Annotated in this window: 34 protein-coding genes and 2 tRNA genes; 31 read left to right on the top strand and 5 right to left on the bottom strand. The window is 41.9% G+C overall.

All coding sequences use genetic code 11. From position 1 onward, the window contains the following. Positions 1-22 precede the first annotated feature (22 nt). Both NIS_RS06660 and NIS_RS06655 read left to right on the top strand, forming a co-directional pair. On the top strand, positions 23-2,203 hold the full coding sequence (locus NIS_RS06660) for an IGHMBP2 family helicase (RefSeq protein ID WP_012082614.1): 2,181 nt from the start codon (positions 23-25) through the stop codon (positions 2,201-2,203). Beyond that, a complete protein-coding gene (locus NIS_RS06655; protein ID WP_012082613.1) occupies positions 2,181-2,510 on the top strand; it encodes a thioredoxin family protein in 330 nt (109 codons plus the stop codon). Before NIS_RS06660 ends, NIS_RS06655 begins: the two co-directional genes overlap by 23 nt. Positions 2,511-2,522: 12 nt before the next feature. On the opposite strand, the gene NIS_RS06650 is transcribed toward NIS_RS06655, so the two are convergent. Both NIS_RS06650 and NIS_RS06645 read right to left on the bottom strand, forming a co-directional pair. Further along, positions 2,523-3,611, bottom strand: coding sequence for a multiheme c-type cytochrome (locus tag NIS_RS06650; RefSeq protein ID WP_012082612.1), 1,089 nt, complete (start codon positions 3,609-3,611; stop codon positions 2,523-2,525). Continuing rightward, positions 3,604-3,795 carry a hypothetical protein gene (locus NIS_RS06645; RefSeq protein ID WP_041354047.1) on the bottom strand — a complete coding sequence of 64 codons (192 nt, stop codon included), beginning with the start codon at positions 3,793-3,795 and terminating at the stop codon, positions 3,604-3,606. Before NIS_RS06645 ends, NIS_RS06650 begins: the two co-directional genes overlap by 8 nt. Positions 3,796-3,835: 40 nt before the next feature. Between NIS_RS06645 and NIS_RS06640 the strand changes: the two genes are divergently transcribed. The 3 genes from NIS_RS06640 to dapE are packed head-to-tail and all read left to right on the top strand — an operon-like array spanning position 3,836 to position 5,809. Further along, positions 3,836-4,177, top strand: coding sequence for a hypothetical protein (locus NIS_RS06640; RefSeq protein ID WP_012082611.1), 342 nt, complete (start codon positions 3,836-3,838; stop codon positions 4,175-4,177). Continuing rightward, positions 4,177-4,737, top strand: a complete 561-nt coding sequence (locus NIS_RS06635) for a YqiA/YcfP family alpha/beta fold hydrolase (protein WP_012082610.1) — start codon at positions 4,177-4,179, stop codon at positions 4,735-4,737. The genes NIS_RS06640 and NIS_RS06635 overlap by 1 nt, the downstream gene beginning before the upstream one ends. Further along, positions 4,715-5,809: a succinyl-diaminopimelate desuccinylase gene (dapE, locus tag NIS_RS06630; protein WP_012082609.1), complete on the top strand. Its 1,095-nt coding sequence runs from the start codon at positions 4,715-4,717 to the stop codon at positions 5,807-5,809. The genes NIS_RS06635 and dapE overlap by 23 nt, the downstream gene beginning before the upstream one ends. 9 nt (positions 5,810-5,818) lie before the next feature. On the opposite strand, the gene NIS_RS10055 is transcribed toward dapE, so the two are convergent. From NIS_RS10055 to NIS_RS06615, 3 genes are all read right to left on the bottom strand, one after another. Then, positions 5,819-6,652 (bottom strand): DUF2231 domain-containing protein, encoded by an 834-nt coding sequence (locus NIS_RS10055; RefSeq protein WP_012082608.1) that lies wholly within the window; start codon positions 6,650-6,652, stop codon positions 5,819-5,821. Between the two features lie 99 nt (positions 6,653-6,751). Next, positions 6,752-6,828: transfer RNA gene (locus tag NIS_RS06620), tRNA-Met, on the bottom strand. Between the two features lie 7 nt (positions 6,829-6,835). Next, a tRNA-Gln gene (locus NIS_RS06615) sits at positions 6,836-6,910 on the bottom strand. Positions 6,911-7,028: 118 nt separating this feature from the next. Here NIS_RS06615 and NIS_RS06610 point away from each other — a divergent pair. The 26 genes from NIS_RS06610 to NIS_RS06485 all read left to right on the top strand — a co-directional run bounded on the left by NIS_RS06610 (position 7,029) and on the right by NIS_RS06485 (position 26,587). Continuing rightward, the gene (locus NIS_RS06610; RefSeq protein ID WP_012082607.1) at positions 7,029-7,406 is read left to right on the top strand and encodes a RidA family protein; all 378 of its coding nucleotides are present in this window, start codon (positions 7,029-7,031) and stop codon (positions 7,404-7,406) included. A gap of 62 nt (positions 7,407-7,468) precedes the next feature. Beyond that, on the top strand, positions 7,469-7,777 hold the full coding sequence (gene rplU, locus NIS_RS06605; RefSeq protein ID WP_012082606.1) for a 50S ribosomal protein L21: 309 nt from the start codon (positions 7,469-7,471) through the stop codon (positions 7,775-7,777). A gap of 12 nt (positions 7,778-7,789) precedes the next feature. Further along, on the top strand, positions 7,790-8,047 hold the full coding sequence (gene rpmA, locus NIS_RS06600) for a 50S ribosomal protein L27 (protein WP_012082605.1): 258 nt from the start codon (positions 7,790-7,792) through the stop codon (positions 8,045-8,047). An 87-nt stretch (positions 8,048-8,134) separates the two neighbouring features. After that, a complete protein-coding gene (obgE, locus tag NIS_RS06595; protein ID WP_012082604.1) occupies positions 8,135-9,238 on the top strand; it encodes a GTPase ObgE in 1,104 nt (367 codons plus the stop codon). Beyond that, positions 9,219-9,995, top strand: a complete 777-nt coding sequence (gene proB, locus NIS_RS06590) for a glutamate 5-kinase (RefSeq protein ID WP_041354046.1) — start codon at positions 9,219-9,221, stop codon at positions 9,993-9,995. Before obgE ends, proB begins: the two co-directional genes overlap by 20 nt. Beyond that, complete coding sequence (locus NIS_RS06585; protein ID WP_012082602.1) at positions 9,980-10,939, top strand: tRNA pseudouridine(13) synthase TruD; 960 nt, start codon at positions 9,980-9,982, stop codon at positions 10,937-10,939. The genes proB and NIS_RS06585 overlap by 16 nt, the downstream gene beginning before the upstream one ends. Further along, positions 10,936-11,844 carry a methionyl-tRNA formyltransferase gene (gene fmt, locus NIS_RS06580; protein WP_012082601.1) on the top strand — a complete coding sequence of 303 codons (909 nt, stop codon included), beginning with the start codon at positions 10,936-10,938 and terminating at the stop codon, positions 11,842-11,844. The genes NIS_RS06585 and fmt overlap by 4 nt, the downstream gene beginning before the upstream one ends. Beyond that, a complete protein-coding gene (locus NIS_RS06575; RefSeq protein WP_012082600.1) occupies positions 11,825-12,460 on the top strand; it encodes a biotin--[acetyl-CoA-carboxylase] ligase in 636 nt (211 codons plus the stop codon). The genes fmt and NIS_RS06575 overlap by 20 nt, the downstream gene beginning before the upstream one ends. Next, on the top strand, positions 12,457-13,248 hold the full coding sequence (locus NIS_RS06570; RefSeq protein WP_012082599.1) for a ParA family protein: 792 nt from the start codon (positions 12,457-12,459) through the stop codon (positions 13,246-13,248). Before NIS_RS06575 ends, NIS_RS06570 begins: the two co-directional genes overlap by 4 nt. Beyond that, on the top strand, positions 13,241-14,080 hold the full coding sequence (locus NIS_RS06565) for a ParB/RepB/Spo0J family partition protein (RefSeq protein WP_041354045.1): 840 nt from the start codon (positions 13,241-13,243) through the stop codon (positions 14,078-14,080). Before NIS_RS06570 ends, NIS_RS06565 begins: the two co-directional genes overlap by 8 nt. A 70-nt stretch (positions 14,081-14,150) precedes the next feature. Further along, positions 14,151-14,573, top strand: a complete 423-nt coding sequence (locus tag NIS_RS06560; RefSeq protein ID WP_012082597.1) for a F0F1-type ATP synthase B' subunit — start codon at positions 14,151-14,153, stop codon at positions 14,571-14,573. A gap of 12 nt (positions 14,574-14,585) precedes the next feature. Beyond that, positions 14,586-15,104, top strand: a complete 519-nt coding sequence (locus NIS_RS06555) for a F0F1 ATP synthase subunit B (protein ID WP_012082596.1) — start codon at positions 14,586-14,588, stop codon at positions 15,102-15,104. Beyond that, positions 15,104-15,634, top strand: coding sequence for a F0F1 ATP synthase subunit delta (locus NIS_RS06550; RefSeq protein WP_012082595.1), 531 nt, complete (start codon positions 15,104-15,106; stop codon positions 15,632-15,634). Before NIS_RS06555 ends, NIS_RS06550 begins: the two co-directional genes overlap by 1 nt. A 12-nt stretch (positions 15,635-15,646) precedes the next feature. Then, a complete protein-coding gene (gene atpA, locus NIS_RS06545) occupies positions 15,647-17,164 on the top strand; it encodes a F0F1 ATP synthase subunit alpha (RefSeq protein ID WP_012082594.1) in 1,518 nt (505 codons plus the stop codon). Positions 17,165-17,173: 9 nt separating this feature from the next. Beyond that, positions 17,174-18,058, top strand: coding sequence for an ATP synthase F1 subunit gamma (gene atpG, locus NIS_RS06540; RefSeq protein ID WP_012082593.1), 885 nt, complete (start codon positions 17,174-17,176; stop codon positions 18,056-18,058). A gap of 15 nt (positions 18,059-18,073) precedes the next feature. Continuing rightward, positions 18,074-19,483 carry a F0F1 ATP synthase subunit beta gene (atpD, locus tag NIS_RS06535; RefSeq protein WP_012082592.1) on the top strand — a complete coding sequence of 470 codons (1,410 nt, stop codon included), beginning with the start codon at positions 18,074-18,076 and terminating at the stop codon, positions 19,481-19,483. Positions 19,484-19,512: 29 nt separating this feature from the next. Further along, the gene (gene atpC, locus NIS_RS06530) at positions 19,513-19,902 is read left to right on the top strand and encodes an ATP synthase F1 subunit epsilon (RefSeq protein ID WP_012082591.1); all 390 of its coding nucleotides are present in this window, start codon (positions 19,513-19,515) and stop codon (positions 19,900-19,902) included. Position 19,903: 1 nt separating this feature from the next. After that, on the top strand, positions 19,904-20,464 hold the full coding sequence (locus tag NIS_RS06525; protein WP_012082590.1) for a MotA/TolQ/ExbB proton channel family protein: 561 nt from the start codon (positions 19,904-19,906) through the stop codon (positions 20,462-20,464). Beyond that, positions 20,464-20,853, top strand: coding sequence for an ExbD/TolR family protein (locus tag NIS_RS06520; protein ID WP_012082589.1), 390 nt, complete (start codon positions 20,464-20,466; stop codon positions 20,851-20,853). The genes NIS_RS06525 and NIS_RS06520 overlap by 1 nt, the downstream gene beginning before the upstream one ends. Further along, positions 20,846-21,547 (top strand): energy transducer TonB, encoded by a 702-nt coding sequence (locus NIS_RS06515; RefSeq protein ID WP_012082588.1) that lies wholly within the window; start codon positions 20,846-20,848, stop codon positions 21,545-21,547. The genes NIS_RS06520 and NIS_RS06515 overlap by 8 nt, the downstream gene beginning before the upstream one ends. A 44-nt stretch (positions 21,548-21,591) precedes the next feature. Next, a complete protein-coding gene (tolB, locus tag NIS_RS06510) occupies positions 21,592-22,815 on the top strand; it encodes a Tol-Pal system protein TolB (protein ID WP_012082587.1) in 1,224 nt (407 codons plus the stop codon). Positions 22,816-22,881: 66 nt separating this feature from the next. After that, entirely contained in the window at positions 22,882-23,430 is a 549-nt protein-coding gene (locus tag NIS_RS06505; protein ID WP_012082586.1) for an OmpA family protein, read from the top strand. A gap of 9 nt (positions 23,431-23,439) precedes the next feature. After that, positions 23,440-24,282, top strand: coding sequence for a tetratricopeptide repeat protein (locus NIS_RS06500; protein ID WP_012082585.1), 843 nt, complete (start codon positions 23,440-23,442; stop codon positions 24,280-24,282). A gap of 81 nt (positions 24,283-24,363) precedes the next feature. Continuing rightward, the gene (locus NIS_RS06495) at positions 24,364-24,870 is read left to right on the top strand and encodes an FKBP-type peptidyl-prolyl cis-trans isomerase (RefSeq protein WP_012082584.1); all 507 of its coding nucleotides are present in this window, start codon (positions 24,364-24,366) and stop codon (positions 24,868-24,870) included. A gap of 77 nt (positions 24,871-24,947) precedes the next feature. Continuing rightward, positions 24,948-25,877 (top strand): ACP S-malonyltransferase, encoded by a 930-nt coding sequence (fabD, locus tag NIS_RS06490; RefSeq protein ID WP_012082583.1) that lies wholly within the window; start codon positions 24,948-24,950, stop codon positions 25,875-25,877. A 110-nt stretch (positions 25,878-25,987) separates the two neighbouring features. Further along, positions 25,988-26,587 carry a hypothetical protein gene (locus NIS_RS06485; protein ID WP_012082582.1) on the top strand — a complete coding sequence of 200 codons (600 nt, stop codon included), beginning with the start codon at positions 25,988-25,990 and terminating at the stop codon, positions 26,585-26,587. The last annotated feature ends 27 nt before the right edge of the window (positions 26,588-26,614 follow it).

Here is a 26,614-nt window from a genome sequence, read left to right as displayed (position 1 = left end):
GTTTAAAAATCAAGGAGGCTCATTGAGCTGTTTCATTGTACCAAAAGTTTTGAGTGGAAGTGACCTGCAAAAAGCTTTAAAAAAGATTGGCATCAAGCTCTCCGATATCAAAAAGAGCTACTATGCAAATGGTAAAACGCTGCTGTGCCTGAAAAAACGGGTCAAAAAGAGGCTGGATAAATCCCTTTTCCCCTCACGAGAAGAGGAAGCCGAGATCAAAGAGATCCATGAGTTTTGTGAGCGGTACCGATATTTGATCAATACCGAAAGAAGAGCGGAGATCGAAGCGACTATAGGGGAGATAAAGGCATTAAGCGGAGCTGAGCGTGAAATCTACGGTAGAGCGATTTTGGGGCTTAGAGGCTCCAAGGAGCCCAGTCGGCTCAATCTCTATTTTGTCAAATTTGGAAGAAGCCGTATCATCGATACGGAGATCGGTTCTGGAGACATCGTGCTTATTTCACGTGGAGAGCCTCTTAAAAGTGATGTTACTGGTACAGTGAGTGAAGTGAGAAAAAACTTTATCACAGTAGCTTTTGAAGAGAAACCTCCAAAGTGGGTTTACGGAGATGGCATTCGAATCGATCTATATATCAATGATGTAACATTTAAAAGGATGGAAGAAAATCTTCATCTCTTGCAGCATGCTACCGGCGTGCAAAGGCGTATGCGAAACTTCGCTCTTGGCATATGGGAGCCAAAAGAGCCTAAAAAACAGAGTTTTGAAGTTGTTACGAAACTCAATGAATCGCAAAATGAAGCTGTACAGAAGGCTTTAGGGAGTGAAGTTTTTTTGATCCACGGACCTCCGGGAACCGGAAAAACGTCAACTTTGATCGAACTTATCTTACAAGAAGTAAAGCGGGGCAACAAAGTTTTAGCCACGGCGGACTCAAACACTGCCGTTGACAATATGCTGCAACGTCTTGCCAGTCATGACATCAGCCTTGTTCGTATCGGCCATCCTGCTAGAATCCTGTATGAACTGGAAGAGTTCAGCATCCATGCAAAGTATGAGAAGAGTCTGGAAGCCGAGGCGATAAAAAAGGGGTGGGAAGAGATAGGAGTGTTGGTGAAAGAGCGAGAACAGCACTCCAAGCCAACCCAGGCAAGAGCGAGAGGAATGAGTCATGATCGCATCATGACATTGGCCGCAAGAGGTAAGAGTATGCGAGGTGTCAGTGTAGCGACGATGCAGTCTATGGCCAAATGGATAAAACTGGATCGAAAGATCGATTCGCTTATCAAAAATTTAAGGTTTGAAGAGGAGCGGGTGTACAAAAATATCATCGAAAATGCAGACGTGGTTCTTTCGACCAATGGAATGATCATGTCCGATATGCTCAAAAATTTTCATTTTGATGTGGCGGTGATCGATGAAGGAAGTCAGCAGATCATCCCATCTACCCTGATTCCCATCATGCATGCCAATCGATTTATCATTGCCGGAGATCACAAGCAGCTTCCGCCAACTGTTGTGAGTGACTCAAAAGAGCTGAAAGAGTCTTTGTTTGAAAAACTGATTATACAGTATCCGAAAAATGCTTCCATGCTTCGCATACAGTACAGAATGCATGAAAAGATCATGCAATTTAGCAATGAGCAGTTTTATGAGGGTAAACTGATAGCTGATGCAAGTGTCAAACACCACACCATTTGTGATTTTGAGCTAAAAGAGCCTAAAAGATTTGAGGCCATACTGGGTTGCGAGCCTTTGGTATTTGTGGATACAAAAGGAGTGGAAGCCAAAGAGATGTTGGCTCAGCGTAGTACCAGCTATGAGAATGAAAAAGAGGCAAAAATCGTTAGTGCATTGAGTGAGGAGCTTCTATCAATGGGTTTGAAAACAGAGGATATCGGCATCATCTCCCCCTATGCAGCGCAGGTAAAAAGAATCAAGAAGCTAGTAGAAACAGATGAGCGTATCATTGAAGTCAAAACAGTCGATGGCTTTCAAGGCAGAGAAAAAGAGGTGATCATCATCAGTTTTGTTCGCTCCAATGAAAATGGGAAAATTGGTTTTTTAAAAGATCTCAGACGTCTCAATGTCGCGATCACAAGGGCCAAGCGAAAACTTATCTGCATAGGGGATGCTTCAACTTTGATACATGATGAGACCTATAAAGCTTTTTTGGAGTATGTGAAAAAAGAGGGTAAATATATTGAATGGGAGGAGAGCGATGAAGAGACTGCAAAGAATTGAGGAAGTACAAAATGCTATCGAATCAAATGAAGCCGTGCTTTTGTATATCAGTGCTCCAAACTGTAATGTTTGTGACGTCTTGAAAGAGAAAGTGAAAGAGCTTTTTTCCAAAAATTTTCCAAAAGTTGTTTTGGTAGAGGCGAACGTCGCCGAAATTCCTGAAATCTCTGGGAAATTCAATATCTTTTCCGCTCCGGCAATGCTGCTCTTTTTTGATGGAAAGGAGTTTTTACGTGAGGGACGCAATGTGAGTTTACAGCTTATGCAAGAAAAGGTGCAAAAGGTGTATGATCTTTACTTTTCGTGAAGAAGGCCGAGCCTACTTCACTGTAAAGACCTCTTTTTTGAAAATGATAGGTTTTGTGGCTTCAGGAGCTTTGATTCCAAGTTTTTTGGCAAGTGGAGGTTTAACAAGTCTATATCCAAGAGCTACTATGACTTTATCTCCTTTTTTGAGCGCAAAGCCGTATTTGAAGACTCTTTTTTCATTTGCTTTGAGCATCGTGTCTTTGACGACCTCTTTGGCAAGCCACGGTGGTGTCGGTTTTCCATCACTTCCCAGGATGCGAACGAGAATTTGCGTTTTTTGAAACACTGTTTTTCCATCTCTTTTGACAACCGTTTTTGCAAATGCTACACGCGCAGGATGGAGCAAAAAATCATGAGGGAGTTTTGAGTTGATGGCGACTTCAAAACCTTTGAGATGTGGTAAAAACTCGATATCCACATATTGCGCAAGCATTTTAGTATGAACATGGGCTCCGGGAAATCCGTGGAATGTGTGCATCTGCCTCTCTTTCATTGTCGAAACGCTTCCTGGTACTTTTGGCATGTGGCAGCTGACGCAGTTGGCGTTTTCTATTTCCCTGTGAGGATTGGTAGAACAGACGTTGAGGCCAAATTTGTTTCGTTTGTGGGAGTGGCATCCCATACAGACGTTGCCCTGCAAGAAAGTTTTATTGGATGTGTCGATTTCATGAAATGGTGATTTGATGTGGTCTTTTCTTGTGCCAAAATATTTTTTTGGTGTTTTACTGATGATATTGTGATTTGTTTTGAGGCCCTCTTTGATCCCTTTGATTCGGTGGCAGTATGCACAGGCTACCGCGTCATTTTGTGTCGGATTTTTTGGATCAGGACCTATACCGTTTGGTTGAACGAGCTGTTTGAAGTTATTCGCAGCTGGAGTGTGACATTTGGCACATTTGTAGGCCCCTTTTTTATGCAAAGGATTTTTCTTCCAGACCGCTGCGTGGATAGGATCTTTAAAGATCGTGGCATTGGCATGCTGACTTGTTTGATACTCTTTGTAGATCAGTGGGTGGCACTCTTTGCAGGCACTGTTGGGTGCGAACTGGGAGGCAAAAAGGGCACAGGCCGAGGCAATTATCAACCATACTCTATTCATATCCACGCTCCTTCCGTTTTTTGGCTATTTCTTCTCTTCTTCTCAACGCTTCGTTACTCGGTGTCTGGGGATTGCTAAAGAGTGCTTTTCCATACAATACACACCCTTTATCTCCCGGATCACATGGCTTTTTCAAAAGATCACAGTATTCACCGATTTGGTGCGAACAGGTCCAACCGCTCATAAAACTCCTTTTTGCTATAATTCAAAGAAAAAGGACAACGATGAAAAAGCTCTTGCTCTTGGTGCCAATTATAGCATTTTTCTTGACCGGGTGTACTCAGGAGACACAGAACAAACTGGGACGTGCTATCGTCAACTGGACGGGAACAAACGGAGTGCTTGAGATATACAGCGGTGGGAAAGTGGTAAAAAGAATCATGCATATCGATAAAATCTCCACCGCCTATGGAACAGACGACAGTCGTCCAAGACCATACCGATATGGCTATGGCTATCTTGATGCGAATCTAGATGGGATTTTGCAAAAAGAAGAGAGACGCAAAAAGATCTATTTTGAATTTAGCGACTACTCCACACCTTATCTTTTTTATGAGCATCCGTGATGATTTTGTATATTCACGGATTCAAAAGTTGCGGTCGGGGAAATAAATCAAGAGCGTTGCAAAGCTACTTTGGTGACGTTGTAGCGCCAGATTTACCACCATCGCCATCCAAAGCGATACATGAACTTGAAAAAATTATCCAATCAAGTGAAGTGGATCTTTTGGTCGGCTCCTCTTTGGGTGGATACTACGCCACCTATTTAGGACAAAAGTATGATATCAAGGCAGTTTTGATCAACCCATCGACGAGACCTTTTGAGACGTTAAAGCCATACATTGGATGGCAGGAGCGATTTTGTGATGAAGATATGTTTGAATGGAAAGAGGAGTATATAAAAGAGCTTTTCAATTACGATACGAACAATCTCAAAAAGCACCTCTTTCTGGTCTTGCTGCAAACGGGTGACGAGGTGTTGGATTATCGCATTGCTTTGAAAAAGTATGAAAATCAGCGCCGAATTGTAGAATATGGAGGTAATCACCGTTTTGAAAACATTGAGGATTACCTTTGTATGATCAAACGATTTAGGGAGGGAAATGGAAGTCATCGATCTGTTTAAGAAACTGCTCTCTTTTCCCAGTATCACTCCTGATGATGCGGGGAGTTTGGAGTTTATCAGGGAGTATCTCTCAGACTTTCACGCTCTGTGGTTCAATAAACATGGCGTGAAAAATCTCTTTCTGTACAAAAAGTTTGGCGAAGGGGAGCATCTATGCTTTGCAGGCCATGTGGATGTGGTTCCGCCGGGAGATGGATGGGAGAGTGATCCATTTGAACCTTTGGAAAAAGATGGTTTTATCTATGCACGAGGCGCGCAGGATATGAAAAGTGGTGTTGCCGCTTTTGTGCAGGCGGTCAAAGAGGCAAAAGTGTTCCATGGAACTCTTTCGTTGCTTCTTACAAGCGATGAAGAGGGTGAGGCGAAGTGGGGCACGAAATATGCTTTGGAAGAACTCGAGCGAATGCATATGACTCCTCAGTATGCCATCGTTGCTGAGCCAACATGCGAAGAGCGCTTTGGCGATGCGATAAAGATTGGCCGAAGAGGTTCGATAAACGGCGTGATAGAAAAGATTGGCAAACAAGGACATGCAGCGTACCCTGAAAAAGCTGTCAACCCTATCCACAAAGTGGCTCAAGTTTTACCAAAAATGGCAGGAGTCGATCTTGACAGTGGCGATGAGTATTTTGCGCCGAGCAAGTTTGTCATTACCGATATCAGGGCAGGGATGGAAGTGACAAACGTGACGCCCGGCAGACTGAAGATGATGTTCAATGTCCGGAACAATACAAAAACGACTATGCAGGACGTGGAACGTTTTGTGCATCGATATTTTGATGGGATGAACTATACACTGAAACTGAGTCAAAGTGCAAAACCGTTTTTAACCGATCCTAACTCGAAAGTGGTACAGGTGATCGATCAAGCGATCAAAAAAATGACAGGAATTACACCCAAACACTCTACCGCCGGTGGGACAAGTGATGCACGATTTTTTGCTGAATATGGCGTAAAAACGATAGAGTTTGGTGTGAAAAACGATACGATTCATGCGCCAAATGAGAGAACATCAAAAGAGGAAGTGGAAAAACTGTACCTTGTTTTTAAAGAGGTGATACGAAGTTTTTAACAAGAGGGATCAATGTCCCTCTTGCTCAGTAGTATTGCTTTCTTGTGTATTTTCTGTGCTGTTTTCTTCGGTTGCTTTTTCGATCTCACCTTTGATCTGTTTGAGTGCTTCCTGCGCTTTTTCTTCAATCGTTGAGGACTCACTTTGCGTTGCCGGTGCTGCCTCTTTTTGCTCTGCAGGAGCCGGTGTAGTCTCTTTTTGTTCTACCGGTGTAGTCTGTTTTGGTGCATTTTCTTCAGCTTTTGGTGCAGCTGCTGCTGGCTGTGGCTGCGTAGGAGCGGGTTTTGTCTCTTTGGCTTTTTCGAGTTCGCTTTTACAGCTGTCGAGTTCGTCTTCAAGTTCCATGATCTTGTCATCCATGGCACTGACTGCTTGAACATTTGCGCCATATTTATACACAAGCTCACCGCCATCTTTTCCCTGTTTCAAAGCAAATCCTACAAAGATCGCGACAAGAAGCGTAAAGACAATTTTGGCTATTTTGTTGTTGATGGCTGCTATGATCAGTTTCAGTATAAAAAGTATAGTGATTCCATACACCAGGTAGGTTCCCAAAAGCTTATGCTCTTTAAGTTCGGCTTGGCCATCGTGCGAAAGAAGAGAGAAAGCTTCTGATCCATCTGTTTTTCCCGTAAAAAAGGCTGCGAAATAGATCAATGTTGCCAACAGCAAAAGTAAAGATGAGATCACTCCCACACATTTTCGTTTGACAATGAGATTTGCAATTTCAAGCAGCAGTACAATGACCGGAATTGCAATGGCAAAATGCACGATTGGTGGGTGCAACAACAGTGGTATCTCAAAAGGAAGCTTGATTGAGTTGAGCAGTTCGGCTGGTCCCATGCTTCATCCTTATATGGTGTTTTGCAAAGATTGTATCATAATCAAATTTGAAGAAAGTTTAATCAAAAAGGATGAATTGTGGCAAAATTGTGGGGTTTTTGGTTGCGGAGGCAGGATTTGAACCTGCGACCTTCGGGTTATGAGCCCGACGAGCTACCAGACTGCTCTACTCCGCGTCAGAAGTGGCTGGGGTGGGAGGATTCGAACCCCCGAATGGCGGGACCAAAACCCGCTGCCTTACCGCTTGGCGACACCCCAATAAATTCAGGCGAAATTATAATATGTTGATTTGCAAATGTCAAGAGCTGTAGATATAATAACGAAACTGTCTCATTGTGTTCAATAAGAGCAAAAATTTTTATAATAAGGAGTTGCAATGCATTCTATACAAACCTCTAATGCGCCACAAGCAATTGGCCCATATTCTCAAGCAATGGTTGTCGATGGTATGGTCTATACTTCGGGTCAGATCGCGCTTTTGCCAGATGGCAGTGATGAACTTTTATCAAAAGATGTCGCCACGCAAGCAAAACAGGTTTTGCAAAATCTCAAAAATGTTTTGGAAGCGGCGGGCTCTGGGATGGATAAAGTGATAAAAACCACAATCTTTTTAGCCGATATGAATGATTTTGCAACGGTGAATCAGGTATATGAAGAGGCTTTTGGAAATCATAAACCGGCACGCAGTACGGTTGCAGTCAAGACCCTGCCAAAAAATGCACTAGTCGAGATAGATGCTATAGCAAAAGTTTAAACAAATTTTAAACTCCTCTTTGATATCATTCGCAACTAAAAATCGGCAAAGGATTGGCGAAGATGTATGCAATCATCAAAAATGGCGGAAAGCAGTACAAGGTCAAAGAAGGGGATATAATCTGCTTTGATAAAATGGGATTGGAGCCCAAAACGAAAGTTGAATTTAAAGAAGTTCTTGCAGTAGACAATGGAGAGCTTAAAGTTGGTACTCCTTTTGTTGAAGGTGCTGTAGTAGAGGGCGAAGTGATCAACGAGGGGCGAGGTAAGAAAGTTATCATCTTCAAAAAAAGAAGAAGAAAAGACTCTAAAGTCAAAAGAGGTTTCAGAAGAGACTTCACGCGAGTGAAAATCACTGCTATCAACGCATAATAAGGAGAAGAAATGGCACACAAGAAGGGTCAGGGTAGTACTCAGAATAACCGCGACAGTGCGGGTCGTAGATTAGGCGTAAAAAAATTCGGTGGTGAGTTTGTCCGAGCCGGAAACATTATCATCCGACAAAGAGGAACAAAAGTTCACCCTGGAAACAATGTTGGTCTTGGAAAAGATCATACGATCTTTGCGCTCATTGACGGCGTTGTAAAATTTGAGCGATACGGAAAAGATCGTCAAAAAGTTTCTGTGTATCCAGTAGAATAATTTTGGGCACCCGCCCAAAATTGTTTCAAATTCATTCTTCTGCAATCTCTTCAAGCATTCGACGTCCAACGTCACAAAGGAAAATAGATGTTTATCGACAATGTAGAGCTTACCGTCCATTCTGGAAAAGGTGGACAAGGCGCTGTTAGTTTTCGAAGAGAAAAGTTTGTTCCCAAAGGGGGTCCTGACGGTGGTGATGGCGGTGATGGCGGCAATGTCTATTTTCTTGTAGATAAAAATACCCATACGCTTTCCCACTTTAAAGGCAAAAAAGTTTTAAAAGCACAAAACGGACGTCCAGGAGAGGGGCGAAGAAAACATGGGAAAAAGGGGGAAGATCTTATCCTCATTGTACCTCCCGGAACCCAGGTATATGATGCCCAAAGCGGAGAGCTTATTTTTGATCTTGTAGAAGATGGGCAAAAGGTTCTCTTTTTACAGGGAGGCAAAGGCGGTAAAGGAAACTGGCACTTCAAAAGTGCTTCCAATCAACGACCAACCTATGCACAGCCGGGACTTCCTGGAAAAGTGGTCCAGATACGTCTGGAACTCAAACTGATAGCGGATGTGGGACTTGTGGGATTTCCAAATGTAGGAAAATCAACACTTATCTCCACCATTTCCAATGCAAAACCCGAAGTTGCCAACTACGAATTCACCACGCTCACGCCAAAACTTGGAGTAGTGCGAGTAAGTGAATTTGAGAGTTTCGTGATGGCGGATATCCCGGGTATCATTGGTGGAGCAAGCGAAGGCAAGGGTCTGGGACTGCAGTTTCTCAAACATATAGAAAGAACGAAGTCTCTTTTGTATATGATCGATATGTCCAGTTACAGAGATCCATTGACCCAGTATAAAACGCTTCAAAAAGAGCTGAAAAATTTCAGCGAAGAGCTTGCCAAAAGAAGTTTTGCCATAGCGTTGACGAAGATCGATGCGTTGCAAGAGGATGAAGCAAAAGAGAAAATAGAAAAATTTATTGAAGATTTGCATCTGAATAGAGGCGGAGATAATAGATACGGATTGGAGGAGCGCTATCCCTATTTTATCCAAGATATCTATGCGTACGATTCTTCAAAACCGTTTTTTGTTGTCTCTATTTCGGCAGTGGCACGGATAAATATCGATGCACTGAAATATGCACTCTATGATCTGGTCAAGAAGGAACGTAGTGAAGCGAATAGTGATTAAAGTCGGCAGTGCCGTTTTAACGGAACAAAACAGGCTTGCAAAAGAGCGAATGGCAAATCTAGTCCAGTTCTTGAGTCAGCTGCATGAAAAATATGAAGTGATCTTGGTAAGTTCCGGTGCAGTGGCAGCCGGATACACTCTTTTGAAACTGGACAAATCAAACATTGCCAACAAACAGGCTCTTGCAGCGATCGGACAACCGCTTTTGATGCGAAGTTATCATAAAAAATTTGAAAAATTTGGTATACATGTTGCTCAGGTGCTTTTGAGTGCTGACGATTTTGACAGTAGAAAGCGAACAGCACATGCGAAAAATGCTATCGAGACTCTTCTGAAAAACAGAGTGATCCCCATCATCAATGAAAACGATGTGACTGCCACAGAAGAGCTCGTGTTTGGAGACAATGACCAGCTTTCAGCCCATGTGGCATACTATTTTGATGCCGATCTTTTAGCAATTCTCAGTGATATCGATGGATTGTATGACAAAGATCCCAAAAGAAGTGACGATGCAAAACTTTTAAAAGAGGTGGATTCCATACCTGAAGATCTTCTTCAACAACAGTGCAATCCAAACTACTCTTTCGCAACAGGAGGGATCGTCACGAAACTCAAAGCGGCACAGTTTTTGATGGAACGGGGCGTTCCGATGTATCTTGCAAGCGGATTTGACCTTGATGATGCGAGCCGTTTTTTGCTCCAAGGCGAGCATCTTGGTGGAACTCTTTTTGTACCCAGACAATGCGAAGCTACTTAACCAAAGAGAGTGTCGGATTTCGGTTCCGTCCTTCCGTCGAAGATTTTTTCGTTGAAGAGATCCCCTTGCAGTGGAAAGGTAAGGGGGGATATCTTGTTTTGAAAATAGAGAAAAAGGGTCTTTCTACATGGGATTTGATCACTATTTTCAAAAGAGAACTTGGTGATGTGAAAATCGGGTATGCAGGGCTCAAAGACAAATACGCCACCACAATCCAATATATTTCTCTCCATAAAAACTTTTCCAAATCACTGAAGCGATTCAAACATCCATCCATTAAAATTGTTTCAACGACGCTGCATGATAGACCGATCAATATGGGCGATTTGATTGGTAATAGATTTATAATGCGAGTGCATAATGTTTCTGATTTCCAAAAACTACAAGAACTTGCTTATTGGACTGCAAAACACGGAATGCCGAACTATTTTGGTCATCAGCGTTTTGGAAGAGAGGGTTTGCAAAAAGCGAAAACTTTTGTAGAAGAAGACTATTTCACCAAAGATAAAAAGATGCAAAAGTTTTTGCTTTTTATCTATCAGAGCGACCTTTTCAACAGATGGCTCGATGAGCGAGTTCGAAAAAGCAGCAATGGCTTCAGGCTGTTATCGGGAGAAGTGTATAGAAAAGGTAAGAAATTTTTTGTTTCGGATACAATTTTACAAGAGCCCTTTTTGCAAAAAGAGATCGTTCCCACAGGGCTTTTGCCAGGGAATAGAGTGCTTCGTGCAAAGGGTGAAGCCAAAGTAATAGAAAGGAAATATGATGCACTGCTGCCTCTTAGAGGCGAAAGGCGCGATGCTATAGTCTATCCCAAAATTTTGGATATCAAAAGAGAGTGGGATGGCGTTTTGTTGGAATTTACGCTCCCAAAAGGAAGTTATGCTACCATTTTTCTCGAAAATCTTGCTAAGAAGCCGATGAGCTATAAAGGATTTGTATGAGAATTGTTTTTATGGGAACTCCCGATTATGCAACGACCATTTTAGAAGGCTTGCTTGAAAAGTTTGAAGTGGTTGGTGTGTTTACGCAGCCAGACAAACCGGTTGGCAGGAAACAGGTTGTAACACCGCCGCATGTGAAAAAGTTTTTGATAGAGAAAAATGTAGATATCCCGATTTTCCAGCCATCTACACTTAAAAGTGAAGAAGTTTATGAGCAGCTTCACACACTCGCACCAGATTTTATCGTGGTAGCTGCCTACGGGCAGATTTTGCCAAAAGAGATTTTGCAACTGGCTCCCTGTATCAACCTGCACGCATCACTCCTGCCGAAATATCGTGGTGCAAGCCCTATCCAGCATGCTCTGCTCAATGGCGACACTGTCACGGGCGTCACGGCAATGCTTATGGATGAAGGTCTCGATACGGGCGATATTTTGGCTTACGATGTGATCGATATCCAAAATAGTGACAATGCGATCACGCTCTTTGAAAAGCTGAGCCATCTTGCAAAGGAGTTGACGCCAAAAGTTCTTCAATCATTTGAAAACATCGCTCCTATAGCACAACATGATGTGGATGCAAGTTACTGCAAAAAGATTCGAAAACAAGATGGCCAGATACGCTTTAGCGATGCCAAAGTTATTTGGAATAAGTATAGAGCTTTTATTGTTTGGCCAGGTATCTTTTTGGAAAACGGGTTGAAACTCAAAGAGATTGACCTGGTTGAAACGGATAATACACATGAAGAGGGCAAAATTTTAGAAATTTCAGATGCAGGTGTTGTAGTGGGTTGCAGGAGAGGATCGATTTGCATCAAGAGTGTTCAGCCCCCATCAAAAAAAGCGATGGAAGCAGTGGCATATCTTCGAGGAAAAAGGCTCAAGGTTGGAGATACATTTTTTTGAAAAGATTGATTCGACACAAACGGCGTTACTGGAAGATTTAAAAAACCGGAAAGTCTTTGCACCCGTTGCCTATTTTACTACGTTGCAAACCCGCGGTGTCGGAAGCAGAGGGAATGAGTGGATCGGTGAAGAGGGGAACTTTTTTCTCTCATTCGCTCTGGAATCTTCCCAATTACCCAAGGATCTGCCACTGCAATCGATCGCCATCTATTTTATGTATCAGCTAAAAACGGTATTGGAACAAAAAGGATCGCGCGTATGGCTCAAATGGCCAAATGATCTTTATCTAGAAGAGAAGAAGTGTGGAGGCTGCATAACGAACAAAGTAGGTGATGTAATCGTTTGCGGAATAGGGATCAATACAAAAAAGGCGCCAAAAGGTTTTGCCGTTTTGGATATAGAAATAGAAGCAGAACCTTTTTTGCGGGATTATTTTGCGCATATTGAGCAAAAAATTTCATGGAAGCAAATTTTTAGCAAATATAAGCTAGAATTTCATAAAAGCAAATCCTACAGGACACATATTGAAGACAAAGAGATCCTGCTTGAAAATGCCGAACTTGCAGAGGATGGGGCGTTGATAATAAGCGGAGAAAGGGTGTATTCGTATCGATGAAAGAGATCATAGCTATAGCAAATCAAAAAGGCGGCGTAGGGAAAACGACGACGGCAGTCAATCTCTCTGCATCCTTAGCGAAAGAGGGGAAAAATGTTCTTTTGATCGATGCGGATCCCCAGGCGAATGCGACAACAAGCCTTGGCTATAGCAGAAACGATTATGAGTTCAATATCTACCACGTGATGATCGGTACGAAAAAACTTTCCCAGATTATCTTGGATACCGATGTGGACAATCTCTTTTTAGCCCCTTCCAATATAGGTTTGGTAGGCATAGAAAAAGAGTTCTACAACAGTGGCAATAAACGAGAACTGATGCTCAAAGAAGCGATATCCGAAATAATTGCCGAGTATGATTACGTAATCATCGATTCTCCTCCCGCTCTTGGACCTATGACGATAAACGCTTTAAGTGCAGCTCACTCGGTTATTATTCCCATTCAGTGTGAGTTTTTTGCCCTTGAGGGTCTTGCGCAGCTTTTGAATACTATCCGCCTCATTCGAAAAACGATTAATCCAGGATTGAAGATCAAAGGCTTTCTCCCGACAATGTACAGCAGACAGAACAACCTTTCCAAGCAGGTGCTTGCGGATCTGACCCATCATTTCAACGACAAGCTTTTCAAAGACAAAGAGAGTGCGGCATATATTGTCATTCCAAGAAATGTCAAACTTGCCGAGAGCCCTAGCTTTGGAAAACCTGTTATCGAATATGACAAGAACTCCACTGGCTCCATTGCCTACAAGACTTTGGCAAAAATAATCTTGGAAAATGCCCATGAGTAAAAAGAAGAGTCTCGGCAAAGGGCTTGGCTCCATTTTGGGAGAGGTTGCCGAAGCCTATGAGAAAGAACTTCCACAAAATGAGGAGGTTGTAGAGATCGAGATTGATCAAATCCGAAAAAACCCCTATCAGCCAAGACGATATTTTGATGAAAAAGCGCTGCATGAACTTGCCGAATCGATCCGGTCCCATGGCCTGCTGCAGCCTATTGTGGTTATAGAGGATATCGATGGTTTTATGCTCATAGCAGGGGAGCGAAGACTTCGGGCAAGCAAACTCGCAGGTCTTAAAACGATCAAAGCGATCGTAGCCAAAGTCGATAAAAACAAGTATCGCGAATTTGCACTCATAGAAAATATCCAAAGAGAGAACCTTACTCCACTTGAACTCGCTCAAAGTTACAAAGAACTCATCGAAGAGTACGGCATAACCCATGAAGAACTTGCCAATATAGTCAAAAAAAGCAGGACCCATATCACCAATACTCTCAGACTTTTGCAGCTGAGTGATTACGCACAAAAGGCACTTGGTGAAGGGAAAATAACCTTTGGACATGCAAAAGTGATTGTTGGCCTTGATGAGAAAGAACAACAGATTATGGTTGATTCAATCATAGGCCAGAGATTGAGCGTGCGAGATGTTGAAAAGTACATACAGAATAAGAAAAAAAGTGTTTCAAAAGGTACCAAAACAAGAAAAAACGAAATCGACTTGAATGGTCTCAAAACGAGGCTTACAGAGCTTGGTTTTACTGCAAAAATCAAAAAAGACGGCGTACTCATTGCATTTGACAACGATGAAGAAGTGAAACGTTTTATCGATTTGTTGAAATGAGTTTCTTTGCTTTAAACTTTTTATATAGATACGTATGATAAAATCCGAACAAAATTAAAAAGGGAGTACGATGTTAGATATCAGTTTTGGATTGATTGTCCTGACCGCTGCGGTCTTTTTCGTGCTTGTTTTCCTTCTCAACTCCTGGCTCTATCGACCATTGATGGAGTATATGCAAGAGCGTGAGCGAAGCATTCAGGAAGATCTGGAAAAAGCAAAAGAGAATGAGTCCGGTTCGCAACACATATTGGCTGAAGCAAAAGCGATCGTGTCTGAAGCAAAAGCGCAGGCAAACAGCATGAAAAGTGACGCAGTCGCAAAGGTGAAAAACGAGATGGCACAATTGATTGCCCAAAAAAGAGTGGAGCTTGAAGAGAAACAGACTGCATTTTTGCAAGAGTTGGCAGAAGAAGAAAAAAGCATTAAGAGCGCTTTGATTTCTCAAATGCCACTTTTCAAAGAGGCTTTGAAAGCCAAATTTAACAAACTGTAAGAAGGAGAGGGTGTGAAGCAAAAACTTCTGATGCTTCTACTGCTAGGCTCCGTTTCGTTGTTTGCCAATGAAGCGGCTGCAAGCGGTGGAACGGATATCATTCCAAGAACCGTTAACTTCTTGATATTTGCAGCTATTTTATATTATCTCGCTGCAGAACCTATCAAGCGTTTTTTTCAAGAAAGAAAAGAGGGCATCGCAAAACGTCTTGAGGAAGTTGAAGCGAAGCTGAAAGAAGCGAAAGAGGAGAAGGCTCAGGCTGAAGCCGAATTGAAAAAAGCAAAAGAGTTGGCTCAAGAGATTGTCGAGACAGCAAAACAAGAGATCGAGATCTTGACAAAAGAGATTAAAGAGCAGGCGAAACAAGAGATCGAAATGCTTGAAAAGAGTTTTGAAGAGAGTATGGAACTCGAGAAAAGGAAACGAGTTCGAGCTATAACGAAAGAGGTCCTTGAAGAGCTTTTTGAAGAGAAGGCACTTGAACTTGAAAAAGAGAAATTCGTCAATCTTATCGTGAAGAAGGTGGCCTGATGGAAGAGTTGATTGCCAAACGGTATGCAAAAGCATTAATGGAGAGTTGCAGTGAAAAGGAACTTCAGGCAATAGAGGATGCCCTTGTGGCTATAGCAGCGCTATTTCGTGACTGGAAAGTCAAAGAGTTCATCATCTCGCCTGAAGTTGAAAAATCGGCAAAAGAGGAGATCCTGCTCGCTCCTTTTAAAGATGCCGGAAAGAAGTTTGTACATCTCATCAAGTTGTTAGCAGAGAAGGACAGGCTCGAAATTATCCCTGCCCTCGCCAATGAACTGAAAATTCAAAGAGCATTGAAAGAGCGAAAGTTCGATGGCGTGGTCTATTCGGAATTCAAACTTTCAGACAACGAATTGAAAAAGATCGCTGAGGCACTTTCGAAAAAGGTGAATGGAGAAGTTGTTCTGCATCAAGGTAAAGAGCCGTATGACGGAATAAAGGTAGAAGTCAATACAGTAGGAATAGAAATCGAATTTTCCAAAAGTAAAATCAAAAAACAGCTTATTGAAAATATTTTGAAAGCAATATAGAAAGGAGAAACTGTGGCACAAAAACTACAAGCAGATGAGATCAGCTCTATCATAAAAGAGAGGATAGAAGATTTCGAACTGAAAATCGATGTAGAGGAAACAGGAAAAGTTATCTCTTTCGGTGATGGAGTTGCGAAAGTATTCGGCCTTAACAACGTTATGGCTGGAGAGATGCTTGAATTTGACAATGGCGACAAGGGTATGGCTCTTAACCTGGAAGAGACAAATGTAGGTGTTGTTGTTCTAGGACGTGGTGAAGGTATTCGTGAGGGAAGCAGTGTAAAACGACTCGGTCAGCTTTTGAAAGCTCCGGTTGGCGAGGCGCTTGTGGGTCGTGTTATCAACGCTATCGGTGAGCCAATCGATGGTAAAGGTCCTATCGAAGCAACTGAGTACCGATATGTAGAAGAGAAAGCGCCTGGCATTATGGCAAGAAAATCTGTTCATGAACCACTACAAACCGGTATCAAAGCGATCGACGCACTCGTTCCAATCGGTAGAGGGCAGCGGGAGCTTATCATTGGTGACAGACAGACTGGTAAAACGACCGTCGCTATCGATACGATCATCAATCAAAAAGGCCAAGATGTTGTTTGTATCTATGTTGCAGTAGGGCAAAAGCAGTCTACTGTGGCACAGGTTGTGAAAAAACTTGAAGAGCATGGAGCGATGGATTATACCATCGTGGTAAACGCGGGAGCCAGCGAACCAGCTGCACTTCAATTCTTGGCTCCATATACCGGTGTAACAATCGGAGAATATTTCAGAGACAACGGTAAGCACGCACTTATCGTTTACGATGATTTGAGTAAACACGCGGTTGCTTACCGAGAAATGTCATTGATTCTCAGAAGACCTCCTGGACGGGAAGCGTATCCTGGAGATGTATTTTATCTACACTCAAGACTGCTTGAGAGAGCTGCGAAGCTCAATGACAAGCTCGGTGCAGGTAGTTTGACGGCATTGCCTATCATTGAAACACAGGCAGGTGACGTTTCTGCATATATTCCAACGAATGTTATCTCTATTACAGATGGACAGATTTTCTTGGAGTCTGATCTGTTCAATGCTGGTATCCGACCTGCGATCAATGTTGGTATCTCTGTATCACGGGTTGGTGGTGCCGCACAGATCAAAGCGATGAAACAGGTTGCTGGTACGCTCCGACTCGACCTTGCTCAGTATCGAGAACTGGAAGCCTTTGCACAGTTTGCTAGTGATTTGGATGAGGCGAGTCGTAAGCAGCTGGAACGTGGTATGAGAATGGTCGAGATCCTTAAGCAGCCTCCTTATTCACCATTGCCAGTAGAAAAGCAGGTTGTTATCATCTATGCAGGAGCCAACGGTTTCCTTGACGACATCGAAGTGAGTGCTATTGGAAAATTTGAGTATGAACTTTATAGCTTCATTGAAGCGAAATATCCACAGATTTTCGAGCTTATTCGAGAGAGAAAAGCACTCGATGACGAGATAAAAGAGTTGCTCAACAAAGCTATCGAAGAGTTCAAGGCAAGCTTTAGTGCCGAATAAGGATAAAAAATGGCAAATTTAAAAGATATCAAGCGAAAGATCGGGAGTGTCAAAAATACCCAGAAGACCACCCGAGCCATGAAGCTTGTTTCCACTGCGAAGCTTCGCAGAACGGAAGAGCTTGCAAAAAGAACGAAATATTTTGAAGATGCGATCAATGCCACATTGCGACAAATCGCCTCTTCAATAAAAAAATATAAAGTTGGCGGAATCAAAGGACGATATTTTGAAGAGCCTGAAGCAGTAGCAGTTGTAGATATTATCTTTATTACTGCCGATAAAGGCTTGTGCGGCGGTTTTAACTACCAAACGATCAAAACTGTCCGATCGCTGCTTGAAGAGTATCAGTCAAAAGGTGCGAAAGTCAGACTTCGAGCAGTCGGTAAAAAAGGGATAGAATTTTTCAATTTTCAAGGATATGAACTCAACGATTCCGTTGTGGGGCTTAGTTCCTCACCAAACTATGAGGAAGCGAAGAATTATATATTGAAATCCGTCGGGGATTTCCTCGAAGGAAAGACCGATAAAGTTATCTTGATTCATAACGGATACAAAAATATGATTACCCAGGAGATGAAAGCGATTCAACTTTTGCCGATCGATATCAGCAAATATACCGAAGAGGTAGACGGATCGATGCTTGAAATGGAACCGGATGAGAGCGAAAAGGTTCTTGAATCGCTTCTTAACAAATATATCGAATTTAATATGTACTATGCTTTGATTGATTCACTGGCAGCAGAACACAGTGCACGAATGCAAGCTATGGATGCGGCAACGAACAACGCAAAAGAGATGGTCCGATCACTCACCATTTCGTACAACAAAGCACGACAAGAATCTATCACCACTGAGCTTATTGAGATTATCAGTGGTATGGAAGCTATGAAATAACAAAGGAGAAAGGTAATGGCGAATAAAATAGGTAAAATTATCCAGGTTATGGGTCCCGTCGTCGATGTGGATTTCGAAGATTATCTTCCTGCCATCAACGAAGCGTTGGAGATGGAGCTGGAAGTAGAAGATAAAAAAATCAGACTCGTTCTTGAAGTTGCAGCTCATTTGGGAGACAACAGAGTCCGAACAATTGCAATGGACATGACAGACGGTCTCGTTCGAGGAATGGAGGTAAAAGCCACTGGAGATTCCATTAAAGTTCCTGTCGGTGAAGAAGTCCTTGGACGAATCTTTAACGTTATCGGCGACACCATTGATGAAGGAGAGCCTCTTCAAGCAAAAACTTACTGGTCAATCCACAGAAGTGCACCTCCTTTCGAAGAGCAAAGTACGAAAGAAGAGATTTTCGAAACAGGGATTAAAGTTGTTGATCTTCTTGCGCCATACAAAAAAGGTGGAAAAACTGGTCTCTTTGGTGGTGCTGGTGTTGGTAAGACAGTTATCATCATGGAGCTTATCCACAATGTTGCATACAAACACTCTGGCTACTCTGTATTTGCTGGTGTTGGTGAGCGAACACGGGAGGGGAACGACCTTTATTATGAAATGAAAGAGTCCAACGTCTTGGATAAAGTTGCACTGTGCTACGGTCAGATGAACGAGCCTCCAGGTGCAAGAAACAGAATAGCACTTACCGGTCTTACTATGGCTGAATATTTCCGAGATGAAATGGGTCTTGATGTATTGATGTTCATTGACAATATTTTCCGATATGCTCAGGCAGGTGCTGAGATGTCCGCGCTTCTTGGACGAATTCCATCGGCAGTTGGTTATCAACCAACACTTGCAAGTGAGATGGGACGACTTCAAGAGAGAATTACATCGACCAAAAAAGGTTCTATCACTTCTATTCAGGCTGTATATGTGCCAGCGGACGATTTGACCGACCCTGCTCCTGCATCTGTGTTTGCACACCTTGATGCGACAACAGTTTTGAACAGACGAATCGCAGAAAAAGGTATCTATCCAGCAGTGGATCCACTTGATAGTACATCACGAATGCTTGATCCAAATATCGTTGGAGAAGAGCACTACAAGGTTGCCCGAGGTGTTCAGGCGGTATTGCAAAAATATAAAGATTTGCAAGACATTATCGCAATTCTGGGTATGGATGAACTTTCTGAAGAAGATAAACTCACAGTCGAGAGAGCAAGAAAAATCGAAAGATTCTTGTCTCAACCGTTCTTCGTCGCCGAAGTATTCACTGGAGCACCTGGTAAGTATGTGACACTCGAAGAGACTATTGAAGGATTTAAAGGATTGCTTGAAGGAAAATATGACGATATTCCTGAAGCGGCATTCTATATGGTAGGAAACATTGACGAGGCTCTTGAAAAAGCAGAAAAACTAAAAGCGAAATAACGAAGCAAGGCTTCGATAAAAGGATTTGAATGGATACATTGAAGCTTGAAATAGTTACGCCTGAAGGTCTCATATTTCAAGGAGATGTGAAAAGCGTAACATTTCCGGGAGAAGAGGGTGAGTTTGGTGTTTTGCCAAAGCATGCCTCTTTACTCTCTCTTCTCAAACCCGGCGTGATTGAAATAGAGCTTCCCGATGGAAAGAAAGAGTCTATCGTAATCAACTGGGGGCATGTCAATGTCTCTGAAAATCAGGCTACTGCTCTTGTTGAGGGTGCTGTGCCGTTAGAAGGTACCACTGAGAGCGAAATAGCAAAAAAAATAGAAGAGGCAAAAAAACTTATCGAAAGTGCAAGCGAAAACAAAGCGGCACTTGCAACAGTGGAAGCTCGAATAGAAAAAGCGGCGAAAATCGTTTAACATGGGTTTCGATCTTATTCTTGCCTACCTGCAAAAAAGCAATACTATAACGATAGCAGTCCTTGCACTGCTGTCACTCTACTTTCTATTGGTGAATTGGCTCTTTTTCTATCGCTATCTTTATCTTCTTTTTTGGCAAAATAGAGAAAAGAACTCTTTACAGACGATCAACATGGGCAGTAATCGTCCAGCGCCAAACTCATTTTTACAAACATGTTTAGGTAAAAGCAAGATCACGAAAACAACGCAGGATTTTTGCATACAAAACGGTACGAAAGAGGCAACCAGCGGTCTTACTTTTTTATCCATAGCCGCCTCTACATCTCCTTTTATAGGTCTTTTTGGTACCGTTGTATCAATATTGGAGACCTTTTATGTTCTAGGTTCTACAAAAGCCAGCATCTCCACCATATCCTCTTCTATCGGTGAAGCTCTGGTGGCGACTGCAGCAGGGATTTTTGTAGCTGTCTTTGCATATAGCTATCATCTTATTTTAAAAAGAAAAGCCTATGAACTGGTGACAACACTCTCCATGCAGTTAGATCTTATAATGGATCGATAATGTTTGATTGGGACGAAAAACCTGAACTCAATATAACACCCCTTGTCGATGTAATGTTGGTACTCTTGGCTATTTTGATGGTGGCTGCACCTGCTATTGTCTATCAAGAAGATATCAATCTTCCCCAGGGATCGAAAACAAAAAGCTACCAAAAAGTGAAAAGCATTCAGATAAAGATTACAAAGGATAAAACGATTACCGTTGGAAAAGAGAGATTGAATTACAAAAATTTTGCCGACAGCTTCATCATGCTTGCGAACAGATTCGATAGAAAAACACCAGTATATATTGCTGCGGACAAGTCATTGCGCTACGGTGATATCATGTATGTTCTCAAAGTTGTGAAGGAAGCTGGATTTTCAAAGGTGTCGCTTATAACAAATGGATAGATTTACACTGGGGCTCTTCTCTTTCACTCTCTCTGTCGCCATCTATCTTCTCATTGTGTTGGGCTTGTTTCATTTTTTCAATGAAGAAAATCCAACAAAGATTTCCATAAAAGCGCAAAGTATCGATGTCATGATCAGTGAGCCAAAAAAAGAGCTTAAAAAAGTCGTTGCCAAGAAGAGAGTAGAAAAAAAGCGTATACCGAAAAAAAGCAGAAAGAGTGGCTCACAATCTCCAAAAAAAAGAGCAAACATCAAAAATCTTTTCGCTTCACTGGATACAAGATCTTTGCAAACAAAGACGCCAAAACAAAAATCGGCCGAAGTCAGTAAATTTAGGGGCAAAGGCGGTAAAAAAGCGCAAAAACTTCTGGAAAAGTTGCAACTCAAAGAGTTTCAACCCGCTCATGAAAAATCTATAAAGTCTGTTGAAGGCAAAAAAGATCCTTATCTTGAAAAGGTCTATAAGATTCTTTACACCTACTGGATACCATCCAAAGAGAGTGCGGGAGCACAGGCAAAAGTGAAAATAATCATCGACACCAAAGGCAATTTTGATTATCAGGTCTTGCAATATTCCAACAACGAAACATTCAATGAAGAACTTGATGAGTATCTGCAGACCATGAAATCCGAACATTTTCCAAAACCAGCACAAAAAAGGGAGCTGACAGTACTTTTTGTAGCCAAAGATTGATGTTAAAGAAGTTATGATAAAATCTTTGGAAAAAAGAGGACTGCATGGCAAGACTTATTTTCTTCGTACTTCTGAGCTTGACGCTATATGCACAGGATATGACGCTTGAAATCGTAAAAGATGTGGGAAACAGACCGAAAATTGTGGTTGAAGATCACTCCTCAAACATCAACTATATGCTCAGAAAAAAATTTTTAAAGCTGATCAATGCAGATTTGGAGGTGACTTCTCATTTTGATGTTCTCAAAGATGAGAGTGGTGTCCACAATGAAGGATATCTTTTAAAATATGAACTGATGTACGATGATTACGGTCATCTGTGTGCAGAGATACTTTTTGCAGATCTCGTACAAAAGGTTATTCTACTCAAAAAACGGTATAAAATTTCAGATAACGACCGCTATCCTTTCTTAGCCCACAGAATCGTGTATGACATCAATGCCAAACTCCATCTGCCAGATGTCTCTTTTTTGAAAAGTTTTGTCGTCTTTTCAAAATATGTTGGCCCAAGAAGAGCCGATATCGTCATCAGCGATTACACATTGACATATCAAAAGACGGTTGTGCACGGAGGGCTCAATATTTTTCCAAAATGGGCAGACAGAACACAAAGAGCCTTTTATTATACCTCCATGCAAAAGGTTCCGACTCTGTATAAAGTAGACATCTATAAAGGCACACGAACCAAAATCATTCAGAGCGAAGGAATGTTGGTATGTTCTGATGTGAGCAAGGATGGGAAAAAACTTTTACTCACTATGGCACCAAATTATCAGCCCGATATTTATGAGCTGGATCTTACAAAAAAAACTCTCAGACGTCTCACTACCTATCCTGGTATCGATGTAAACGGCAATTATGTTGAAGATGGCAGACGTATCGTTTTTGTCTCGGACAGGCTCGGCAATCCTACAATATTTGCTAAACGGATCGGATCTAAGGCGGTGGAGAGAGTGGTCTATCATGGGAAAAACAACAGCGCTTGTACCACATATAAAGATTATGTGGTCTATTCCAGTAGAGAAACGGACAACGCCTTTGGCAGTAACACATTCAATCTCTATCTCACTTCCACAACGAGCGATTACATACGAAGATTGACGGCAAATGGTGTCAATATCTTTCCGCGTTTTGCCGCAGATGGAGAGACGATTCTGTTTATCAAAATGTTCAAACGTCAAAGCGCGCTGGGTGTTATACGGCTTCAATATAACAAAAGTTATATTTATCCGCTTCATGTCGGTAAGATACAGTCGATCGATTGGTAATACTTTGGTAACACTTTTTAAGTAAAATATTGATACAATATCGAAAATTTGGAAAAAGGATGGTACATGAAGGCAAGACATATACTCACTTCAGCTGTCGTGATTGGCTTTTTAATCACTGGTTGTGCAAAAAAGGTTGAAGTTGAAGCTCCTCAAACACAAGCTACACAGCAGCAGGAGGCTACCGAAGTAACGGAAGGATCAGGTATTCAGACAATCGGAAACGATCAAGAGATGATAGAAGAAGCGAAGTTAAGAAAAATGAAAGCGATAGAAGCCCAAAGCAAAAAGATCTATTTCGATTTTGACAAGTACAATATCCGTCCAGATCAACAGCCAAGAGTTGAATTTGATGCGAAATTGTTCAATTCCGACGAAGCGAAACCTTTCAATATCAAGGTGGAAGGAAATTGTGACGAATGGGGAACAGATGAGTACAACTATGCTCTTGGCCTCAAACGAGCCAAAAGTGTGCGAGATGCCCTTGCTGCAAGAGGCGTTGCGAAAGATCGAATGACGCTTATCAGCTATGGAGAATCCAATCCTGTCTGTACAGAACATACGAAAGAGTGTTGGGCGAAAAATAGACGCGTTGAATTTGAACTCATTCCATAAAGGTGTTTCGTGCGATATTTAGTTCTCTTTCTTGCTTCAATACTTATGGCTGCAGAGCCATCGGTATTTGAAGCGGGCAATCTTGATTCTGATCAGCCGTACGGATTGACCCAGAGTGAGAAACATATCCTGCAAAACAAGAAAGCTATCAAAAGATTACAAAACAGTCTCTATACGGTCCAATCGAAAGTTGAGAGAATCGATGAAAGAGTCAAAGGACTGGAGAGCATCGTAGAAGGATTGGACGAAAATGTTCGCGATCTCAAAAAAAGATTGAAAGAAAAAAGCGGTAATGATGAAAAGATCGCGCAGCTTCAAAGAGAGCTCAATGCTTCGATGAATATACAAAAAGAGAATTTTGAGCAGATCAAAAAAATCCTTAAAGAGCTTTCGTCTCTCATAGATCAGATCAACTCCACATATGTGACGAAAGATGAGCTCAAATCGGAACTTTCTAAAATCTATGCATTGATCAAAAAGCAAAATGTAAGCAAAAAAAGTGGAGCGCAGCTTTTTAAAGAGGCTTTACATAGTTTTCGAAAAAAGGAGTATGAAAAAGCAAAAGAGCTATTTTCATATGCCATTCAAAAACACTATAAACCTGCGACGAGCAATTTTTATATAGCTGAGTCGTGCTATTATCAAAAAAACTATGGATGCGCTGTGAAGCACTATAAAAAGAGCGCCTCATTATATCAAAAAGCATCCTATATGCCGACCCTTTTGCTCCATACTGCCATTTCATTGGAGAAACTTGGAAGGAAGAAAGAGGCAAAGAAGTTTTATAGAAATCTTGTGAGCCTCTATCCTAAGAGCAAAGCTGCCAAGATAGCAAAGAAAAAGCTAAAATAGATACAACTAGTAGGTACCATTAAAGTGGTATCAAGTTTATTTTGTTACAATCTACATTGCAATTTCACAAAAGGACAATACATGGCGATTCAAGATAATAATGTAGTAGGCATCGAATATACAGTAAAAGATGCTAAGACTGGTGAAGTGATTGACAGTAATGTCGGTCAAAAGCCATTACGATTTATAACCGGGAAAGGCCAAATTATTCCAGGACTCGAATCAAAAATCAAAGAGATGAATGTAGGCGAAAACGCAGATGTTCTTGTACAAGCGGAAGAAGCATATGGTCAAAAAGATGAAAATGCTGTCCAGACTCTTCCAAGAGAGCAGTTCCAAGGAATTGATCTTCAAGAGGGAATGACGCTCTATGGACAGGGAGAAAATGGAGAAACTGTTCAAGTTACTGTAAAATCTTTTAACGATAACGAAGTTACTATTGATTTCAACCATCCATTGGCTGGAAAAGATCTTATGTTTACTGTAGCTATCAAAGAGGTTCGAGAAGCAACTCCAGAAGAGGTTATGACGGGACAAGTCCAAGAAGAAGAGCACTGCGGAAGCGGCAGCTGCGGCTGTAGTCACTAATCTTTCGGGGCTTTGCCCCATTTAAACACTTCCAAAAGATCCCCTTGATATAATACTCCTCAAAAAGAGGAGTATCTATGCAACATTTCACTTTTTTATTTCCAGGACAAGGCAGCCAAAAAATTGGCATGGGAAAAGATTTTGTCGAACACTCTCCCATGGCGAAGGAACTTGTAGAGGCAGCGAGTGATCGCCTGCAAGTCGATTTTCAAAAGCTGCTTTTCGAACAAAACGATCTTATCAATCAGACCCAATATACGCAACCCGCTATTTTGCTTGTCAGTACCATCGCTCATGCACTCTTTCGATCCAACTGTGAAAAAAAACCGAAATATACATTAGGGCACTCTTTGGGCGAATTCAGTGCACTCGTCGCTTCAGGGGCCCTCGATCCTATCGATGCGGTGGAGCTGGTGTATATGAGAGGGAAGTTCATGCAAGAAGCCGCGAAAGAGGCAGATGGCGGCATGATGGTTGTGATGGGTTTGGATGATGCTACTGTAGAAGCGGTATGCGAAGAGGCCAGATTACAAGGCAAGAGGGTTTGGCCTGCAAATTACAATAGCGATGGCCAGATTGTTGTGGCTGGCATCAAGGCTGATTTGAATGCAGTCGCTCCGATATTTAAAGAAAAAGGTGCAAAAAGAGCACTTCTTCTCAATATGAGCGTAGCGAGTCACTGTCCGTTGATGGAGCCTGCAAGGGAGCCCTTGAGGGAATATCTTGAAAAGTTTATCCGAAACGCTTTTGAGATCCCGGTCATCGCAAATGTAGATGCAAAACCATACAGTACGAAAGCCGATGCCATTCAAAAACTTGATGAGCAGCTGGTTAAACCCGTTTTATACAAACAATCGATCAAATCGATCGAAAATGAGAACGATCTTTTCATCGAACTGGGTGAAGGATGCGTACTCAGCGGTATCAATAGAAGGGTAACAAAAGTACCTACGCTTTGTGTCAAAGATATGAAGTGCCTCGAAGAAACCCTCCAAAAACTCCTCTGATTTTGGTGCGTTCTTCGCACCATGTTATAAAAAACATAATGAAAACTAATCTATCTTTTCAAAGGGTTATTATTTGAAATTCGTTACTATTCTTAAAAAAAGGAGTGTAAATGAAAAAGTTTGCTGTTGGTATGATGCTGCTTGGCTCAATTGCGGCTTTTGCACATATGAGTTCAAAAGAGGCGTTTAACTATATGAAAGAGGTTCTTCCAGGTCAATGGACACTTTCACCTGCAAGCAAACAGATCGGGACAACCGGTGCCCATAACCATCCAGCGGTAAAAAGACTTCTTGGAACAGACAAAACAGGGGTAGAATATACGGTGATTGGATCAGGTTCCGCGATAAAAGAGGAGCTTTTGCCAGACACCATTCGATGGATGGTGACTATGTATCACTGTGATCACTATCCCGAATGCAACAAACTATTGGCGACGCACTACTGTGCAAAGAAGAATCAGCCCAGTTTTGTATTTAACGAAGAGGAGAGCACGCCAAAAAAATTGGTGTTTGACTGTGACGAAGAGCGAAGCGAGGTGTGCGACAGTGACGAATCGCATGTGCATCATATCATTTTGGAACTCTCCAATAACAATAAGCATCTCAAAGCGAGCTACATTGTCTACAAAAATGGTGAACGTGCCAATACCCACTCTATCTACCATTTTGATAAAAGAAGTTTTTGCAAATGGAATAATATGTGGAAATAAGAGGGTTTAAGCCCTCCTTATCCCCTT

It is taken from the genome of Nitratiruptor sp. SB155-2 (assembly GCF_000010325.1).
Classification (GTDB): domain Bacteria; phylum Campylobacterota; class Campylobacteria; order Campylobacterales; family Nitratiruptoraceae; genus Nitratiruptor.
The sequence above is the reverse complement of the archived record's forward strand: the minus strand, read 5'-3'. Positions and strand labels throughout refer to the sequence as shown.

Coding starts and splice junctions, on each gene's coding strand:
- NIS_RS06525 (WP_012082590.1), top strand. CDS start 19,904: ATGGGTTTCGATCTTATTCTTGCCTACCTGCAAAAAAGCAATACTATA.
- NIS_RS06655 (WP_012082613.1), top strand. CDS start 2,181: ATGAAGAGACTGCAAAGAATTGAGGAAGTACAAAATGCTATCGAATCA.
- NIS_RS06635 (WP_012082610.1), top strand. CDS start 4,177: ATGATTTTGTATATTCACGGATTCAAAAGTTGCGGTCGGGGAAATAAA.
- NIS_RS06645 (WP_041354047.1), bottom strand. CDS start 3,795: ATGAGCGGTTGGACCTGTTCGCACCAAATCGGTGAATACTGTGATCTT.
- NIS_RS06650 (WP_012082612.1), bottom strand. CDS start 3,611: ATGAATAGAGTATGGTTGATAATTGCCTCGGCCTGTGCCCTTTTTGCC.
- fmt (WP_012082601.1), top strand. CDS start 10,936: ATGAGAATTGTTTTTATGGGAACTCCCGATTATGCAACGACCATTTTA.
- NIS_RS06560 (WP_012082597.1), top strand. CDS start 14,151: ATGTTAGATATCAGTTTTGGATTGATTGTCCTGACCGCTGCGGTCTTT.
- atpC (WP_012082591.1), top strand. CDS start 19,513: ATGGATACATTGAAGCTTGAAATAGTTACGCCTGAAGGTCTCATATTT.
- NIS_RS06570 (WP_012082599.1), top strand. CDS start 12,457: ATGAAAGAGATCATAGCTATAGCAAATCAAAAAGGCGGCGTAGGGAAA.
- NIS_RS06565 (WP_041354045.1), top strand. CDS start 13,241: ATGAGTAAAAAGAAGAGTCTCGGCAAAGGGCTTGGCTCCATTTTGGGA.
- NIS_RS06515 (WP_012082588.1), top strand. CDS start 20,846: ATGGATAGATTTACACTGGGGCTCTTCTCTTTCACTCTCTCTGTCGCC.
- atpD (WP_012082592.1), top strand. CDS start 18,074: ATGGCGAATAAAATAGGTAAAATTATCCAGGTTATGGGTCCCGTCGTC.
- NIS_RS06505 (WP_012082586.1), top strand. CDS start 22,882: ATGAAGGCAAGACATATACTCACTTCAGCTGTCGTGATTGGCTTTTTA.
- NIS_RS06550 (WP_012082595.1), top strand. CDS start 15,104: ATGGAAGAGTTGATTGCCAAACGGTATGCAAAAGCATTAATGGAGAGT.
- NIS_RS06520 (WP_012082589.1), top strand. CDS start 20,464: ATGTTTGATTGGGACGAAAAACCTGAACTCAATATAACACCCCTTGTC.
- NIS_RS06495 (WP_012082584.1), top strand. CDS start 24,364: ATGGCGATTCAAGATAATAATGTAGTAGGCATCGAATATACAGTAAAA.
- tolB (WP_012082587.1), top strand. CDS start 21,592: ATGGCAAGACTTATTTTCTTCGTACTTCTGAGCTTGACGCTATATGCA.
- obgE (WP_012082604.1), top strand. CDS start 8,135: ATGTTTATCGACAATGTAGAGCTTACCGTCCATTCTGGAAAAGGTGGA.
- rplU (WP_012082606.1), top strand. CDS start 7,469: ATGTATGCAATCATCAAAAATGGCGGAAAGCAGTACAAGGTCAAAGAA.
- NIS_RS06585 (WP_012082602.1), top strand. CDS start 9,980: ATGCGAAGCTACTTAACCAAAGAGAGTGTCGGATTTCGGTTCCGTCCT.
- atpG (WP_012082593.1), top strand. CDS start 17,174: ATGGCAAATTTAAAAGATATCAAGCGAAAGATCGGGAGTGTCAAAAAT.
- NIS_RS06485 (WP_012082582.1), top strand. CDS start 25,988: ATGAAAAAGTTTGCTGTTGGTATGATGCTGCTTGGCTCAATTGCGGCT.
- dapE (WP_012082609.1), top strand. CDS start 4,715: ATGGAAGTCATCGATCTGTTTAAGAAACTGCTCTCTTTTCCCAGTATC.
- NIS_RS06640 (WP_012082611.1), top strand. CDS start 3,836: ATGAAAAAGCTCTTGCTCTTGGTGCCAATTATAGCATTTTTCTTGACC.
- NIS_RS06610 (WP_012082607.1), top strand. CDS start 7,029: ATGCATTCTATACAAACCTCTAATGCGCCACAAGCAATTGGCCCATAT.
- fabD (WP_012082583.1), top strand. CDS start 24,948: ATGCAACATTTCACTTTTTTATTTCCAGGACAAGGCAGCCAAAAAATT.
- rpmA (WP_012082605.1), top strand. CDS start 7,790: ATGGCACACAAGAAGGGTCAGGGTAGTACTCAGAATAACCGCGACAGT.
- NIS_RS10055 (WP_012082608.1), bottom strand. CDS start 6,652: ATGGGACCAGCCGAACTGCTCAACTCAATCAAGCTTCCTTTTGAGATA.